This is a genomic window from Brachybacterium sp. EE-P12 (assembly GCF_003711805.1).
In the GTDB taxonomy this organism is placed as follows: domain Bacteria; phylum Actinomycetota; class Actinomycetes; order Actinomycetales; family Dermabacteraceae; genus Brachybacterium.
The window spans coordinates 92842-109105 of record NZ_QXCP01000005.1; the positions used below are offsets into that span (position 1 = coordinate 92842).

Genomic DNA, 16264 nt, shown 5'->3' on the forward strand with positions numbered 1-16264 from the left:
CGTTCAGCCGACCGCGGCGATCGGCACCGGCACCGGCGTGCCGGAGCCGTCCCGTCGGCCCGTGGGCTCGGGCAGGTCGATCGGCTGGCCCGCCTCGGAGGAGGCGCGCGCCGGATGCGGCACCACCCAGGCGCCGATCAGGCAGTCCTCCCCGCGCAGGAAGCGGTGGCAGCGCATGCCCGCGGTCGAGCGGCCCTTGGCCGGGAACTCGCTGAGCGGGGAGACCTTCAGCGAGCCGGTCTGCAGCAGCGGCAGGGTCGCGGAGCTGCCCGCCACCGTGACGACGTCCGCCGGGGCGGTCACGTCGATCACCCCGAAGGAGAGCACGTGCGCATCGCCCGAGAGCTTGATCCCTGCCACGCCGCCCGCGCCGCGGCCCTGGGGCCGCACGCCGGAGGACGGGAAGTGCAGCAGCTGCGCGTCGGAGGTGATGAAGACCAGGTCGAGGTCCTCGTCCTCCTCGAGATCGACCACGCCCACCACGGCGTCGCCGTCCTTCAGCGAGATGATCTCGAAGCCGTCGGTGCGGGGGAAGTCCAGCTGGACCCGCTTGACCACGCCGGCCCGGGTCCCCAGCGCGATCGCGCCGCCCCGGGAGACGTCCGCCTCGGCCAGCCGGATCAGGCCCAGCGCCTGCTCCTCCTTCTCGAGCTCGACCAGGTCCTTCAGCCGCGTGCCCCCGGCGAGCGAGGGCGCCGAGGCGGTCGGGGCGAGGGAGGGCAGGTCCACGACCGACAGGCGCAGCACGCGCCCGCGATCGGTCACCACCCCCACCTCGGAGCGGGTCGAGGTGCGCACCTCCGAGACGATGACGTCATGGGCGCCGCGCGGACCCTCGCGCAGCACCTTCTCCTCCCCGGTCACGCGGGCGACGAGCCCGGTGCCGGTCAGGAGCACCCCGCAGGGCTCGTCGGCGACCTCGAGGGACGCGCCCGCCTTCGCGACCGGGGCGGAGGCGGACTCCAGCAGCACCGTGCGTCGGGAGTCCCCGTGCTCGGCGGCGACCGCGGCCAGCTCGTCGGAGACCAGCCGGCGCAGGACCTCGTCGGATCCCAGAATCTCTTCGAGTCGCTCGATCTCGGCCATCAGCTCGTCCCGTTCGGCCTCGAGATCGATCTGGGAGAACTTCGTCAGCCGACGCAGACGCAGCTCGAGGATGTACTCCGCCTGCACCTCGGTGAGGTCGAAGACCTGCATGAGCCGGGAGCGGGCGGTCTCCGCGTCATCGCTGCTGCGCACGATCTGGATGACCTCGTCGATGTCGAGGATCGCCAGCAGCAGCCCCTCGACCAGGTGCAGGCGCGCCCTGCGCTTGCCCAGCCGGTGCTCGGTGCGTCGCCGCACCACCGTCAGGCGGTGGTCGACGAACACCTCCAGCAGCTGCTTGAGGCCCATCGTGCGCGGCTGGCCGTCCACGAGGGCGACGTTGTTGATGCCGAAGGACTCCTCCAGCGGAGTGTGCTTGTACAGCTGCTCGAGCACGGCGTCGGGGTCGAAGCCGGACTTCACCGTGAGCACCAGGCGCATGCCGTGATGGCGGTCGGTGAGATCCTGGTAGTCGGTGATGCCCTGGACCTTCTTGGCCTGCACCGCGTCGCGCAGCTTCTCCGCGAGCCGCTCGGGTCCCACCTGGTAGGGCAGCTCGGTCACGACGATGCCCTTGCGGCGCGAGGTGACGTTCTCGATCCGGGTCGTCGCCCGCATCTTGAACGAGCCGCGCCCTGTGCGGTACGCGTCCCGGATCCCGTCCAGGCCCACGATCCGACCGCCCGTGGGCAGGTCCGGGCCGGGCACGAAGCGCATGAGCTCCTCGAGCTCCGCCTCGGGATGGTCGATGAGGTGGCGCGCCGCAGCGATCGTCTCGACGAGATTGTGGGGGGCCATGTTCGTGGCCATGCCCACCGCGATCCCCGAGGCGCCGTTGACGAGCAGGTTCGGGAACTGCGCCGGCAGCACCTCGGGCTGGGTGAGCTGGTTGTCGTAGTTGGGCACCACGTCCACGACGTCCTCGTCCAGCGAGTCCGTCATCAGCAGCGCGGCCTTGGCCAGGCGCGCCTCCGTGTAGCGCGCCGCCGCGGGCCCGTTGTCGAGCGAGCCGAAGTTCCCGTGGCCGTCCACGAGCGGCATGCGCATGTTGAAGCTCTGCGCCATCCGCACCAGCGCGTCGTAGATCGCGGTGTCGCCGTGGGGATGGAGCTTGCCCATCACCTCGCCGACCACGCGCTGGCTCTTGACATGGCCCTTCTCGGGCCGCAGCCCCATCTCCGCCATCATGTACAGGATGCGGCGCTGGACGGGCTTGAGCCCGTCCCGGGCGTCGGGGAGGGCCCGGGAGTAGATCACGGAGTAGGCGTACTCGAGGAACGAGGACTCCATCTCGCTGGTGACGTCGATGTCGACGATCGTCTCGTCGACGACGTCGTCACCGGCGCTGGGTGCGGTGCTGCGTGATCGGGCCATGAGGGACATCATGGCGCATGACCGGCCATGATCCCGGGAAGCGACCCTCCTGCCGGGACGTGAATCCCGTCAAAGACCGCTCCGGCCGGACTAGGATCGCGCCCATGGCGGACAGACGCGACGGCCTGCGGCCCCTTCGACGGCGCGCCCGTGCGGGGGCGGACACGTCCGCCGCCTATCCCGCGCACTGGGAGGCCGACATCGCCCTGCGCGACGGCTCCGCCGCGCACCTGCGCCCGATCCTCCCCGGCGACGCCGACGCGCTCCAGGCCTTCCATCAGCGACAGTCCGAGCACTCGCGCTATCTGCGATTCTTCGCCCCGATGCCGCGCCTGTCCGAGCGGGACCTGGCCCGCTTCACGACCGTCGACCACCGGGACCGGGTCGCGTTCGTCGTCCTGGTGGGGGAGGACATCCTCGCCGTCGGCCGCTACGACCGCACCGGCCCCCGCTCCGCCGAGGTCGCCTTCAACGTCGCCGACTCGCGGCAGGGCTCGGGCCTCGGCTCCGTGCTGCTCGAGCACCTCGCGGCCGCGGCCCGCGAGCGCGGCATCGACGAGTTCACCGCCGAGGTGCTCCCGCAGAACACGAAGATGATCAAGGTGTTCACCGAGGCGGGCTTCGACGTGGACCGCACCCTCGACGACGGCGTGGTCATGGTCTCCTTCCGGATCGACCCCACCGCCCGCTCCCTCGAGGTCATGGCCGAGCGGGAGCACCGTGCCGAGGCGCGCGCCATGGAGCGCCTGCTGCACCCCGAGTCCGTGCTCGTGGTCGGGGTGTCCTCGCGCCGCGACTCCGTGGGCGGCCGCTTCCTCACCGCTCTCGAGGGCTCCGGCTACACCGGCAGCATCCACCTCGTCTCCCGCGAGGCGCTCGAGCTGCGGGGACGCCGCGCCTGGTCCCGGATCTCCGAGGTCCCCGGACCCGTCGACCTCGCCGTGATCGCCCTGCGTCCCGAGGCCTGCCTCGAGGCCGTCGAGGAGTGCGCCGCGATCGGGGTGCACGGCGTCGTGATCCCCACCGAGGGCTTCTCCGAGAGCGAGGACGGCCGCCGCCTGCAGCGCGAGCTCGTGGCCCGGATCCGCCTGCACGGGATGAGGCTGCTGGGCCCGGGCTCCCTCGGGATGCTCCGCACCGGCGACTCGCCGATCAGCCTCTCCCTCGCCCCGCACCTTCCGCGCCCCGGCCGCGCCGCGCTCGCCGGGCAGTCCAGCGCCCTCTCGGCGATGCTCCTGGCCGGCACCGACGCTCGCGGGATCGGGCTGCACGAGTTCGTCGGCGTCGGCAACCGCGCGGACGTCTCCCTCAACGACACCCTCCAGCACTGGGAGGAGGACGAGGCGGTCGGCGTGATCGGGCTCGCGCTGGAGTCGATGGGCAACCCGCGCAAGTTCACCCGCATCGCGCGGCGCCTCACGCGCCGCACGCCGCTGATCGTGCTGCGCCCGCCCGGCAGCGAGTCCCATCTGCCGCCCGGCCACGACGTGCGTCCCTCGACCCTGCCCCGCCGCGCCCTGGACCAGGTGCTCGACTCCGCCGGGGTCGTGCAGACCGAGGGCGTCGACCACCTCCTGGACGTCGTCGACGGCATCGAGCGACAGGGGCTCCCGCTCGGGCCGCGGGTCGGCCTGCTCTCGAACACCGCCGCGCTCGGCGCCTCCCTGCGCGGCGCCGCGGACCGCGCGGGCCTCGAGATCGTCGCCGACAACCGCAGAGTCCCCCTCTCCCCGGACAGGCGGCTCGTCCAGCGCGCCTTCACCTCGATGGCGGCGCTCGGCGAGGTGGACCTCGTCATCGCCGGGGTGCTCGACGCCCAGTCCGGCGAGCTCGAGGAGCTCCTGCGCCAGATGGCGATGGTCGCGAAGCACTCCGAGGTGGTGATGCTGGTGTGCGTCGTCACCGCCGCCGACCGCTTCGGCGCGCTGCGGGAGGCGGTGCGCTCCGATCCGGAGCTGCCGCCGGTCCACGCGACCCCCCTCGCCGTGGTGCGCGCCGCCGCCGGGATGCTCCGGGCCGCCCAGCGACCGCAGGCCGACGAGGACGAGCCCGCCCGCCGCGAGGACCTCGACCGCGCGGCCGCCCGGGAGCTCGTCGACGCCCGCCTCGCGGCCGCCGGGGGCGGAGAGGTCGTGCTGGAGGGCGATGACGTCGCCGCGCTGCTGGCCGCCTACCGCATCGACCTGCTGCGGGGAGACCGGATCTCGGGGGAGGAGGATGCGCTCGCCGCAGCCGCCGAGATCGGCTACCCGGTCGCGTTGAAGAGCACCGATCCGGTGCTGCGCCATCGCGCCGACCTCGGCGGGGTGCGGCTCGGGATCCCCGACGCGGTCCAGCTGCGCCACGCCCTGCGCGCCATGCGCCGGGACCTGTCGTACTCCACCGCGCCGCTCGAGGTCCAGGCCATGGCCCCGGCGGGCGTGCCGATGGTGGTGCGCAGCGTCGAGGACCCCTCGCTGGGGCCGGTCCTCTCGCTCTCCGTCGCCGGCGACGCGACGGATCTCCTCGACGACATCGCCTACGCCATCCCGCCGTTCAGCGAGGATGCCGCGCAGCGGCTCGTCGACGCGCCCGCCTCCGCGGTCAAGCTGCGCGGCACCCGGGGGCTGCCGCCCGCGGATCGCGATGCCCTCGCCGACCTGGTGGTGCGCGTGGGGCTGCTCGCGGAGGACCTGCCCGAGCTCGCCTCCCTCGAGCTGTACCCGGTCCTCGTCGCGCAGCACGGCGTCAGCGTGGTCGGGGCGAACGCGCGCCTCGCCCCGGCGCCGAACCGGACCGACGGCGCACGGCGCACCCTCTCGGGACCCCCGGGGGCATGAGGGACGGGATCGTCCGGCCCGCATGGGAGGATGGGCCGATGACCACTGCACTGCCCGCCGACCTCCAGAAGGACCTCGAGACCGCCGGGTACTTCCCGCAGGCCGCCTCCCGGAGCATCGAGCGCTCCCTGCGCGGAGCGCGCGTGCTCACCCATCTGGTCCGGGCCGAGACGACCTTCGACGGGCCGGAGGTGCGCCGCCACCTCACCGTCGTCGTGCTCACCGCCTCGCACCTGCTGATCACCCATCTGGACGACGACCCGGCCGATGCCCTGAACCCCAGTCAGGTCGTCTCCACCACCGAGCGGGTGCGGCTGCGCAGCATCTCGGTGACGGGCCTGTCCCAGGTCTTCGACACCGACGGTCAGCGCGCGACGGGCGCCGAGTCCGAGGTCACCCTCGGGGTGAGCTGGGACGGCAGTCGCCGTGTGGACCTCGAGCCGGCCGACTGCGGCGATCCCACCTGCCAGGCGGACCACGGCTACACCGGCACGACCTCCCCCTCGGACCTCGCCCTGCGCGTGAGCGCCCTGGCCGACGGCGATGCCGCGGTCGAGGCGGCCCTCGCCTTCCACGACCGGCTCGTCGAGGCGATCGACGCGCTCGAGGACTGAGCGCGGTGGCGACCGACCCGCGCCCCCTGCCCGGCGGGGACGCTCTGCCCGGCGAGAGCGGTCTGCCCGGCGGAGACGTCTCGCGCGGACGGACCCCGCCCGCCTGGCCCGAGGACCTGCTGCCGCCGCCTTTCGCCGCAGGGGAGCGGCCCGGGCAGCTCGACGTGCTCGCCCCGCTGCTGCGCGAGCCCGAGCCGGGGCGCGACCTCGTCGTGCTCCTGGACGGCGTCGGGGCGCAGCAGCTGGCCGAGCACCGGGCGCTCACCCCGACGCTGCGCCGCCTCGAGGACGCGACCTGCCAGGTGCGCACCGTCACCCCGGCGACCACCGCGACCGCCATGGTCTCCCTGCACACCGGCCTGCCCCCGCTCGAGCACGGGGTGCTCGGCTATCTCGCCCTCGACCCCGAGCGTGGCAGACCGGTGAACCAGCTCACCGGAGCGCCCGGCATCGACCCGCAGGCCTGGATGCCCGCGCCGACCCTGCTCGAGCGCTTCCCGCGCCGCGCGGTGCAGGTCGCCCCGGCCAAGCACGCCGGCTCCCACCTCAGCGGCGTCGCCTATCGCGGCTGGGAGTTCCTCGGGCACGGCCGCGGGGACCGGGTCGAGGCGGTCCGCACCGCCCTGCACCGGGGCGGCCCCGACGCCCTGGTCCATCTCCACGTCGACGACGTCGACCACGCAGGGCACGTCCACGGCGTCGACTCCGAGGCCTGGCGCACGGCGCTCGCCGAGGTCGATGCGCTCGTGGGGACGCTCCTGCGCCGTCTGCCCCGTGGCACGCGCGTGCACGTCACGGCCGACCACGGGATGGTCGACACCTCCGCCGCGCGCACCGTGGACCTCGCCGAGCAGCCGCAGGTGCTCTCGCTGCTGGCCGAGGTGACGGGGGAGGCGCGGGTCCTGGCCCTGCACGCCGTGCCCGGGGAGGGCGCCGCCGAGGAGCTCGCCGAGCGGATGACAGCGCTGATGGGGGAGCGGGCGCTCGTGCTCAGCCGCGCCCAGGTGCTCGCGGCGGGCCTGCTCGCGCCGGCCGGCACCGACGTTCCCGCCCACGTGGCGGGACGCCTCCCGGAGGTGCTGGTCCTCGCGCGCGGCCGCTGGGGGGTGGACGACTTCTCCCGCCGCCCGGAGACGTCACGCCGCATGATCGGCGTGCACGGCTCGCTCACGCCGGCCGAGGCGGTCGTCCCGCTGGTGCGCGCGCAGACCTGAGCGCAGCCCGGGAGCGGGCGGACGGCTCAGGGCCCGCCGCGCGACCGGGCGCACCGCCCGGGGCCGGCGGGGCGGGATCAGTCGTGCTTGGAGCCGAAGACGATCTCGTCCCAGCTGGGCATCGAGGCGCGCTTGCTCTTCGCGCGACCGGGCTTCCGCGACGCCTTCCGGCCGTCCTCCGCACCATCGGACACCTCGTCCTGCGAGCCCTCGTCGTCCGCGGCCGCGCCTCCCGCCGCCGCGGCGTCGTCGAAGCCCGGCAGAGGGGTGAGGTCCACCGTGTCCTGGTAGCGGATCGCCGTCTCGTCCTCGGACGCCTCGGCGGGCTGCTCCTCGAGGTCGTCACCGGTCGCGGGATCGAGGCGCTCGGCCTCCGCGGCGCCCGGCTCCTCGCCGGCGCCCGGGAGATCGGTCGCCGCGTCGGTCGGGCTCGAGGTGTGCTCGCGCAGCGCCTCCGCATCGGGGTCGTGGGCACCGGGGGCCCGCGGGCCGTCCGCGGCGGCGGGGGCGATGTCGGTCGGGGCGGAGGAGCGCTGCGGATCGTCCTCGCGGCCGGCGGTCTCAGGGGCCTCCTCCTCGCCGGTCTCGTCCAGCCCCGACCAGACGGTCGCGGAGTCGTCCGGACGCGGCACGCTGCGCATGCCGCGGCGGGCGTTGAGCGCGTCGAGCTCGCTGTCCTCGAGCACCGAGGGATGCTCCTCGGCGACCGGCCGGCGCGGGGGCCAGGTCCGCTCGCGACGCGGGTCCCCGTCGCGGGAGCCGTCGGCCTCCTGGTCGTAGACCGAGCTCTTCACGGCCTGCAGCCGGCCTCGTCCGCGGCTCGGCTCCGGCGGCGCGTCCTCGTCGCTGATCCAGCGGGCCTCGTCGTCCACGGGGGAGACGGCGCGGGTCTCGACGTCGGCCGCCCAGTGGGCCTGGCGGGTGCGCCCGCCGGCGGAGAAGGTGAGCTCCAAGGTCCAGGTCCCGTCGGGGCGCCGCCAGGCGTCCCAGGCGACCTCGCCGGTCGCCTCGCGGGCGGCGAGCCGCTCGGCGACGACCTCCTGGAGTGCGGGGCCCCCGCGGCCGACGGGGAAGGTGCGGGCGCGCTGGGCGGTCCACTCGCGCTCGGCGAGCACGGGGCCCTCGTAGCGGCGCACGTGCTCGAGGGGGATCTCGGAGGTCTCCGAGATCTCCTCCGCGCTGCGCCCGGCACGGAGCATCGCCTGGATCTCCTTGGGGCGCAGGGGGGTGGCGTCGGCCGCCTGGATCATGCCCAGCGCGGGACGGTCCGAGCGCACCGCGGCACGCAGCGCGCGATCGATCCTCAGGGTGTACCGATCACCGTCGGAGTCGACCAGGAGCAGATGCTCCCCGTCGTCGTGGATCCCGTCGAGATCGAGCTCGCGCATCGTCGTCCTCTCCGTCCGAGAATCGCCTCGGAGCCTGGTCGCTCGCAGGCACAGTCTAGGCCGTGACCCTATCGCGCCCGACCTGGGCGCGGACGGGACGCGCCGGGGAGGCGGCCGGCTCCTCCGCGACCGCCGCGGCACCCCTGACACGCGTGTTGCCGCCCACGGGGAGCTCTGCAATAATGCCGCCGCATTCAGCGTTGGGACCCGGACCGGTCGGATGCGGTCCCTGTGGCCGCACCGACGCGGAGATGCCCCCACCCAGGTCGTACGACCCCGCAGACAACCAGGAACGGACCGTAGATGGCCACTGATTACGACGCCCCGCGCAAGAACGACGACGAGTCGAACGACGACTCCATCGAGGAGCTGAAGGGCCGGCGGAACGAGGCGGCGACCCCCACGGTCGACGAGGACGAGGCCGAGGCGGCCGACTCCTACGAGCTCCCCGGCGCGGACCTCTCCGGCGAGGAGCTGTCCGTGCGGGTGCTGCCCCGCCAGGCCGACGAGTTCACCTGCGCCAGCTGCTTCCTCGTGAAGCACCGCAGCCAGATCGATCACGTCGAGGGCACCCTCATCATCTGCAAGGAGTGCGCGGCGGCCTGATCCGTCGCGCGGGCGCCGCGCGTCGGCCCCGCCTCGCAGGAGAACCGGAACGGCACCTCCCTCCGGGGAGGTGCCGTCGTGCTTCCCGGACTCGGGCGGCCCGTCCCGGGCGCTGCGGCTCAGGCGGCGCGGCGCGCCTGCTGCTGGGCGGTGCGCAGGGCGAGGGCGAGATCCTCCGGACGCCGGGTCGAGGCGACCCACGCGGTGGTCGGGTCCTCCTCGTCCAGCACCTCCACCCGCAGTCCTTCCCGCGTCCACCCGCGCACCGAGTGGTGCGCCAGCGGCTCGAAGTCCTGGCCGATCGTGAGCGCCCACTCCTCGCCCCGACGCACCTCCGGCTCGCCCAGCAGCGTCACGTCGATCTGCGCCCGGCCCAGCCGGAAGACGCCGCCGGAGACCTCGAGCACGGGGGAGTAGGCCAGGAGCACCGCGATCGCCGCGATCACGGCGAGGACCGACAGTGCGATCGCGGCAGGAAGGCTCAGGGGCACGATCACGAGGCCGAGCGCGGCGCCGATCACGATGCCGATCACCCAGGTCCCGACCCCGGGGAGGAGGCGCTCGCGGTAGAGCGGCTCCTGAGCGGCGGGAACGGCGGCGGGCGACGCGGCGGAGTCGGGCATGCCCTCATGATCTCACGCCCCGGCTGGACGCCGGGGTGCGCGAGCGGGCGCCCCGCACCCCATACGCTGGGGGTCATGTCTGCCGAGCCTGCCGATCCCGCCGCCCCCGCGCCGCTGCGCCTCCGCCGCACCGGCGACGCCCCGCTCCCGCACCGCGCCCACGCCGACGACGCCGGCCTCGACCTCGCCAGCGCCGAGGACCTCGTGATCCCCGCCGGCGGGCGGGCCCTGGTCGACACCGGGCTCGCGGTCGCCCTGCCGGCCGGCACGGTGGGCCTGGTCTGCCCGCGCTCGGGCCTCGCCGCGAAGCACGGGATCACCGTGCTGAACGGCCCCGGTATCGTGGATGCCGGCTATCGCGGACCGCTCAAGGTGGCGCTGCACAACACCGATGCGAGCGAGGACTTCGCCCTCCACATCGGGGACCGGATCGCGCAGCTCGTGGTGGTGCCGTTCCTGGCCCCCGTGCTGCAGGAGGTCGACGACCTCGAGGAGACCGAGCGCGCCTCGGCCGGCTTCGGCTCGAGCGGCGGCTTCGGCGACGCTCACCATCAGGAGGGATGATCATGGGACTGTTCTCCCGCAGGAAGCGGCAGGAGCCCGAGGAGGTCGGGGGGCCGCGGAGCCCCGACGTCGCGGAGCTCGACGACGGCGGCGCCGGCACGGACGAGGCCGGCGAGGAGTCGGCCGCCGTCGAGACGGCGGCCGAGGAGGCCTCTGACTCCACGGAGGACGCCCCGCGGCCGGATCACCTCGAGGACGGCCCCTACGACGAGGCCGACGCCCCCGAGGAGGACCGGATCGACCTCGGCGGCCTCCTCGTGCCGACGGTCGACGGCATGGAGCTGCGGATGGAGGTGGACCAGCGCACCAGCGCCGTGACCGGGGCGAACCTCGTCATCGAGGGCTCCTCGCTGCAAGTCCAGGCCTTCGCCGCGCCGAAGTCCCGCGGACTCTGGGAGGACGTGCGCACCTCGCTGCGGGACTCGGTGGTCAAGCAGGGCGGCACCGCCGAGACCCGCCCGGGCGTGTTCGGCACCGAGCTGATCACCCGCCTTCCCGTCAAGCGCGCCGACGGGCGCACCAGCTACCGCCCCGCCCGCTTCCTCGGCATCGACGGCCGACGCTGGTTCCTGCGCGCCATCCTCACCGGCAAGGCGCTCGGCGACCCCGAGCAGTCCCGTCGCTTCGAGACCCTGGTCTCCCGCCTGGTCGTCGTGCGCGGCACCGAGGCGATGGCGCCGCAGGAGCTCATCCCGATGCACCTTCCCGGGGAGCGCCCCGGGCTCAGCCAGATCCGCTCCGGCCCCCTGGACCCGCTCGCGCGGGGGCCCGAGATCACCGAGATCGGATGAGCAGGCACCGACGCGGCGAGGACCCCGCCGCCGAGCGCTCCGCCGCCCCTGTGCCGCAGTCGCCGCCCGAGGCGGAGGACGGCCCCGCCGCCCGCAGCGGCCTCGGGGCCGTGCTGCACGAGGAGGAGTTCTCCGTCGCCGACGCGATCGGCGGGCGACGCGGGATCATCGAGTCCGTGCTGCCGACGCTGCTGTTCGTCGTGATCTTCGTCGCCACCGGCGCGGTGGCGCTCGCGGCGGGAGCGGCGGTCGCCGCGGTCGTGGTGATGCTCGTGGTGCGGCTCGTGCAGCGCCAGAGCCCCTCGACCGTGATCGGCGGGCTGCTCGGCGTCGCCCTCGGCGCGATCCTGGCCGTCCGCTCCGGGGAGGGCTCGGACTTCTACTGGCCGGGGATCCTCACCAACGCGGTCTCCCTCGCGGTGCTGCTGCTCTCCCTCGCGCTCCGCCGTCCCCTGGTCGGCGTGCTCGTCGCGCTGCTCGACCCGCGGGTGAAGGACTGGCGCGAGCACGAGGACGGGCGCCGGGTCTACACCCGCGCCACGCTCCTGTTCGTCGGGCTCTACGCCGCCAAGCTCGCCGTGCAGCTGCCGCTGCTGCTGACCGGGCACGTCGCCGCCCTCGGCGCGGCGAAGATCGCGATGGGGCTGCCGGCCTTCGCCGTGCTCGCCTATCTGGTCTGGCTCATGCACCGCGGCCTCCTCACGCGCCGCGGGCTGCGCTGAGCTCGAGCCCCTGCGGTCATCGGATCGTCCACAGGATGAGATGATGGTGACCGAAGTGCCCGCCGTACGCAGTGCCGTCGTCCGAGCCGCGGCTCGGGCCCGGAGTGGAGGAGTGTGGTCCGATGACCCCCGATGTCGACAGCGCGCCGAGCAGCCCCGCCCTCGGTGACCGCCTCCTCACGCTGACCGCCGGCCCGCCCGCAGCAGGAGGCACCTTCGTGGCCCGCCATGAGGGCCGCGTCGTGTTCGTGCGCGGCACCGCCCCGGGCGAGACCGTCACCGCGCGGCTCCTCGAGGACCCGCGCGAGAAGGCCGATGCACGGTTCTGGCGCGCCGAGGCGCTGGACGTGCTCGAGGCCGGACCGGACCGCGTCCCGTCCGTCTGGGAGGAGGCCGGGGTCGACGGCGTCGGCGGCGCGGAGTGGGCGCACATCGCCCTGCCCGCCCAGCGCCGGATCGCGAGCGAGGTCATGCAGGAGCTGCTGCGGCGCGCCGGGGTGACGAGCTTCCCCATCGAGCAGGTGCAGGTCGAGCCCGCCCCGCACGACGTCGACGGGCTCGGCTGGCGCACCCGGGTGCGCTACGCCGTCGGCCCCGACGGGGAGGTGGGCATGCGCGGCTGGCGCTCGCACGAGGTGCGCCCCGTCGGCGCGGACCCGCTCTCCGCGGAGGCGGTGCGGGCGCTGCGCCTGGGGGAGTGGACCGCCCCCGAGGGCGCCGAGGCCGTCGACGCCGTCGCCCCCTCGGCGGGACCTGCCTCGGTCGTGCTCATCGGCCGGGACCTGGACCCCGAGAGCATCGAGATCCCCGAGAGCTGGGGGGACGCCGACGTCGCGGTCCGCACCGCGCGGGGCCTCGTCCCGCTGCGCGGCGACGGCACCGTCCACGAGCGGCTCGGCGACCGCCTGTTCACCGTGAGCGCGACCGGCTTCTGGCAGTCCCACCGCCGTGCCGCCGAGCTGCTCACCGAGGTCGTCGGCCGGGTGCTCGAGGCCCCCGTCGGCGGCAGCGCCTGGGACCTCTACGGAGGGGTTGGCGTGTTCGCGGCCCTCGCCGCGGAGCAGGTCGGCCCGGACGGCTCGGTCGTCTCCGTCGAGGGCAACCGTCGCGCCTCCCAGCTCGCCGCCCAGAACCTCGAGGACCTCCCGCAGGCCGCGACCGCGACCGCCGATGTCCCGGACTGGGTGCGCGCCCGTCGCGGCGGGGTCGACGTCGTGGTCCTGGACCCGCCCCGCGCGGGGGCCGGCGTCGAGCTGATGGGGCTGCTCGCCTCCGCGGTGCGTCGGCGCATCGTGTACGTCTCGTGCGAGCCCGCGACCCTCGCCCGCGACCTCGCCGCGATCGAGTCGAAGGGCTGGCGGATCGCGGATCTGCGCGCCTTCGACCTCTTCCCGCACACGCACCACGTCGAGTCGGTCGCGGTCCTCGAGCCCGTCGCCTCCTGAGCCCGCGACACGCACCTCGAAGCTGACGACCTGTCAGCACCATGCCCTCCTGCGTGGTACTATTTATCTTGACTTCAAGATAACTGCCGGGGATCCCCCTCGGCACCCCTCTCCCGCCCTCGCTCCGCGCTGCGCGAGCGAGGTGCGCGTTCGGCCGCCCTGCGCGGGCCGCGCGCCTACGATGGAGGGGTCGAACACCTACCGAAGGAGAGCGTCCGATGAGCACAGTCGACTCATTCGCCGCCAAGCAGGATCTCAGCGTCGGCGGCATCGACTACGAGATCTACGCGCTCGACGCCGTCGAGGGCGCCGACAAGCTTCCCTACAGCCTCAAGATCCTGCTCGAGAACCTGCTGCGCACCGAGGACGGGGTGAACATCACCGCCGACCACGTGCGCGCGCTCGCGGGCTGGGACCCGACGGCCGATCCGTCGGTCGAGATCCAGTTCACCCCCGCCCGTGTGATCATGCAGGACTTCACCGGGGTCCCCTGCGTCGTCGACCTCGCGACCATGCGCGAGGCCGTCCAGGACCTCGGGGGCGATCCCGAGAGGATCAACCCCCTCGCTCCCGCCGAGATGGTCATCGACCACTCGGTGATGATCGACGTGGCCGGTCGCCTGGACGCGCTCGAGCAGAACATGGAGCACGAGTACGAGCGCAACCGCGAGCGCTACCAGTTCCTGCGCTGGGGCCAGACCGCCTTCGACGACTTCAAGGTCGTCCCCCCGGGCACCGGCATCGTCCACCAGGTCAACATCGAGTACCTGGCCCGCACCGTCATGACCCGTGAGGTGCCCGACAGCACAGGCGAGGGCTCCGTCCTCCGTGCTTACCCGGACTCCTGCGTCGGCACCGACTCGCACACCACCATGGTCAACGGCCTGGGCGTGCTCGGCTGGGGCGTCGGCGGCATCGAGGCCGAGGCCGCGATGCTCGGCCAGCCCGTCTCCATGCTGATCCCGCGCGTGGTCGGCTTCAAGCTCACCGGCGAGATCCCCCCGGCCGCGACCGCGACCGACGTGGTGCTCACCATCACCGAGATGCTCCGCCAGCACGGCGCGGTGGGCAAGTTCGTCGAGTTCTACGGCGAGGGCGTGGCCCAGGTGCCGCTCGCGAACCGTGCGACCATCGGCAACATGAGCCCCGAGTTCGGCTCCACCTGCGCGATCTTCCCGATCGACGAGGTGACCGTCGACTACATGCGCCTGACCGGCCGCACCGAGGAGCAGCTCGAGCTGGTCGAGGCCTACGCCAAGCGCCAGGGCCTGTGGCACGACCCCTCCAAGGAGGTCGAGTACTCCGAGTACCTCGAGCTGGACCTGTCCACCGTGGTGCCCTCGATCGCCGGCCCGAAGCGCCCCCAGGACCGCATCGTCCTCTCCGACGCCAAGGAGTCCTTCCGCGAGGTGCTGCCGTCCTACGCCGCCGACCACCCGGTGGCCGGCAACGGCGACGGCTCCTTCCCCGCCTCGGACCCGGCCGCGCCCGACTCCGACAACGAGTCCGGCGGCACCGCCCCCGAGCACCAGCACGTGGCCGGCCGCGCGTCGGCCCCCGTCCAGGTCCAGGGCGAGGACTTCTCGATCGACCACGGCATCGTCTCGATCGCCTCGATCACCTCGTGCACCAACACCTCGAATCCCTCGGTGATGATGGCGGCGGGCCTGCTCGCGCGCAACGCCGTGGACCGGGGCCTGGTCGCCAAGCCGTGGGTGAAGACCTCGATGGCGCCCGGCTCGCAGGTGGTCACGAACTACTACACCAAGGCGGGCCTGTGGCCGGCGCTCGAGTCGCTCGGCTTCCACCTCGTCGGCTACGGCTGCACCACCTGCATCGGCAACTCCGGCCCGCTGGCGCCGGAGATCTCCGAGGCGATCGCCGAGAAGGACCTCGCCGTCACCGCAGTGCTCTCGGGCAACCGCAACTTCGAGGGCCGCATCAACCCCGACGTGAAGATGAACTACCTGGCCTCCCCGCCGCTGGTCATCGCCTACGCGCTCGCGGGCACGATGGACTTCGACTTCGAGAACGACGCGCTGGGGCAGGACAAGGACGGCCAGGACGTCTACCTCCGCGACATCTGGCCGAACCCCACCGAGGTGGAGCAGGTCATCGCCGAGTCGATCTCCCAGGAGATGTTCCAGGAGGACTACAAGGACGTCTTCACCGGCGACGAGCGCTGGCGGAGCCTGGAGACCCCCGAGGGCGCGACCTTCGACTGGGACCCCGAGTCCACCTACGTGCGCAAGCCCCCGTACTTCGAGGGCATGGAGGCGCAGCCCGAGCCGGTCTCGGACGTCTCCGGTGCCCGGGTGCTGGTCAAGGTCGGCGACTCGACCACGACCGACCACATCTCGCCGGCGGGCTCCATCAAGCTCGACTCCCCGGCGGGCCGGTACCTCCAGGAGCACGGCGTCGCCCGCAAGGACTTCAACTCCTACGGCTCCCGGCGCGGCAACCACGAGGTGATGATCCGCGGTACCTTCGCGAACATCCGCATCAAGAACCAGCTGCTGGACGGCGTCGAGGGCGGGTACACGAAGAACTTCCTGACCGGCGAGCAGGAGTTCATCTACGACGCCGCCCAGGCCTACGCCGAGCAGGGCATCCCCCTCGTGGTCCTGGCCGGCAAGGAGTACGGCACCGGCTCCTCCCGCGACTGGGCCGCCAAGGGCACCAAGCTCCTCGGCGTCGAGGTCGTCATCGCCGAGAGCTTCGAACGCATCCACCGCTCGAACCTCATCGGCATGGGCGTGCTGCCGCTGCAGTTCCCCGCCGGCGAGACCGCGGAGTCCCTCGGCATCGACGGCACCGAGACCTTCTCCTTCACCGGGATCACCGCCCTGAACGAGGGCGAGACCCCGAAGACGGTGAAGGTCGTCGCCGAGAAGCAGGACGGCACCTCCGTGGACTTCGATGCGGTGGTCCGCATCGACACCCCCGGCGAGGCGGACTACTTCCGCAACGGCGGCATCCTGCAGTACGTGCTGCGTTCGCTGGTCGCTGCGTGAGGCA

General features: G+C 73.5%; 12 protein-coding genes. 9 read left to right on the top strand and 3 right to left on the bottom strand.

The annotated features are described in order from the left end of the window. Window positions 1-3: 3 nt before the first annotated feature. The gene (locus D1648_RS07995; RefSeq protein ID WP_164518647.1) at window positions 4-2460 is read right to left on the bottom strand and encodes a DNA topoisomerase (ATP-hydrolyzing) subunit A; all 2457 of its coding nucleotides are present in this window, start codon (window positions 2458-2460) and stop codon (window positions 4-6) included. A gap of 104 nt (window positions 2461-2564) precedes the next feature. On the opposite strand from D1648_RS07995, the gene D1648_RS08000 reads away from it, so the two are divergent. From D1648_RS08000 to D1648_RS08010, 3 genes are read left to right on the top strand one after another with little or no spacing between them, the layout of a single operon-like run. Continuing rightward, entirely contained in the window at window positions 2565-5279 is a 2715-nt protein-coding gene (locus D1648_RS08000; protein WP_122940495.1) for a GNAT family N-acetyltransferase, read from the top strand. 38 nt (window positions 5280-5317) lie between these two features. Then, window positions 5318-5893 carry a DUF5998 family protein gene (locus D1648_RS08005; protein WP_122940497.1) on the top strand — a complete coding sequence of 192 codons (576 nt, stop codon included), beginning with the start codon at window positions 5318-5320 and terminating at the stop codon, window positions 5891-5893. A gap of 5 nt (window positions 5894-5898) precedes the next feature. Next, on the top strand, window positions 5899-7107 hold the full coding sequence (locus D1648_RS08010; RefSeq protein ID WP_241155404.1) for an alkaline phosphatase family protein: 1209 nt from the start codon (window positions 5899-5901) through the stop codon (window positions 7105-7107). A 77-nt stretch (window positions 7108-7184) separates the two neighbouring features. Here the strand turns inward: D1648_RS08010 and sepH are convergent, their stop codons facing one another. Beyond that, entirely contained in the window at window positions 7185-8495 is a 1311-nt protein-coding gene (gene sepH, locus D1648_RS08015) for a septation protein SepH (protein ID WP_122940499.1), read from the bottom strand. Between the two features lie 303 nt (window positions 8496-8798). On the opposite strand from sepH, the gene D1648_RS08020 reads away from it, so the two are divergent. Further along, window positions 8799-9101 (top strand): DUF4193 domain-containing protein, encoded by a 303-nt coding sequence (locus D1648_RS08020; RefSeq protein WP_010550618.1) that lies wholly within the window; start codon window positions 8799-8801, stop codon window positions 9099-9101. 119 nt (window positions 9102-9220) lie between these two features. On the opposite strand, the gene D1648_RS08025 is transcribed toward D1648_RS08020, so the two are convergent. Next, the gene (locus D1648_RS08025) at window positions 9221-9724 is read right to left on the bottom strand and encodes a DUF3093 domain-containing protein (RefSeq protein ID WP_122940501.1); all 504 of its coding nucleotides are present in this window, start codon (window positions 9722-9724) and stop codon (window positions 9221-9223) included. Window positions 9725-9799: 75 nt separating this feature from the next. Between D1648_RS08025 and dut the strand changes: the two genes are divergently transcribed. From dut to acnA, 5 genes are all read left to right on the top strand, one after another. After that, on the top strand, window positions 9800-10288 hold the full coding sequence (gene dut, locus D1648_RS08030) for a dUTP diphosphatase (protein ID WP_122940504.1): 489 nt from the start codon (window positions 9800-9802) through the stop codon (window positions 10286-10288). A 2-nt stretch (window positions 10289-10290) separates the two neighbouring features. Beyond that, the gene (locus D1648_RS08035) at window positions 10291-11079 is read left to right on the top strand and encodes a DUF3710 domain-containing protein (RefSeq protein WP_122940506.1); all 789 of its coding nucleotides are present in this window, start codon (window positions 10291-10293) and stop codon (window positions 11077-11079) included. Then, window positions 11076-11801: a DUF3159 domain-containing protein gene (locus D1648_RS08040; protein WP_241155405.1), complete on the top strand. Its 726-nt coding sequence runs from the start codon at window positions 11076-11078 to the stop codon at window positions 11799-11801. Before D1648_RS08035 ends, D1648_RS08040 begins: the two co-directional genes overlap by 4 nt. Before the next feature lie 122 nt (window positions 11802-11923). Then, window positions 11924-13246 (top strand): class I SAM-dependent RNA methyltransferase, encoded by a 1323-nt coding sequence (locus tag D1648_RS08045; RefSeq protein WP_122940508.1) that lies wholly within the window; start codon window positions 11924-11926, stop codon window positions 13244-13246. Between the two features lie 218 nt (window positions 13247-13464). Then, window positions 13465-16260, top strand: coding sequence for an aconitate hydratase AcnA (acnA, locus tag D1648_RS08050; RefSeq protein WP_122940511.1), 2796 nt, complete (start codon window positions 13465-13467; stop codon window positions 16258-16260). Window positions 16261-16264 lie beyond the last annotated feature (4 nt).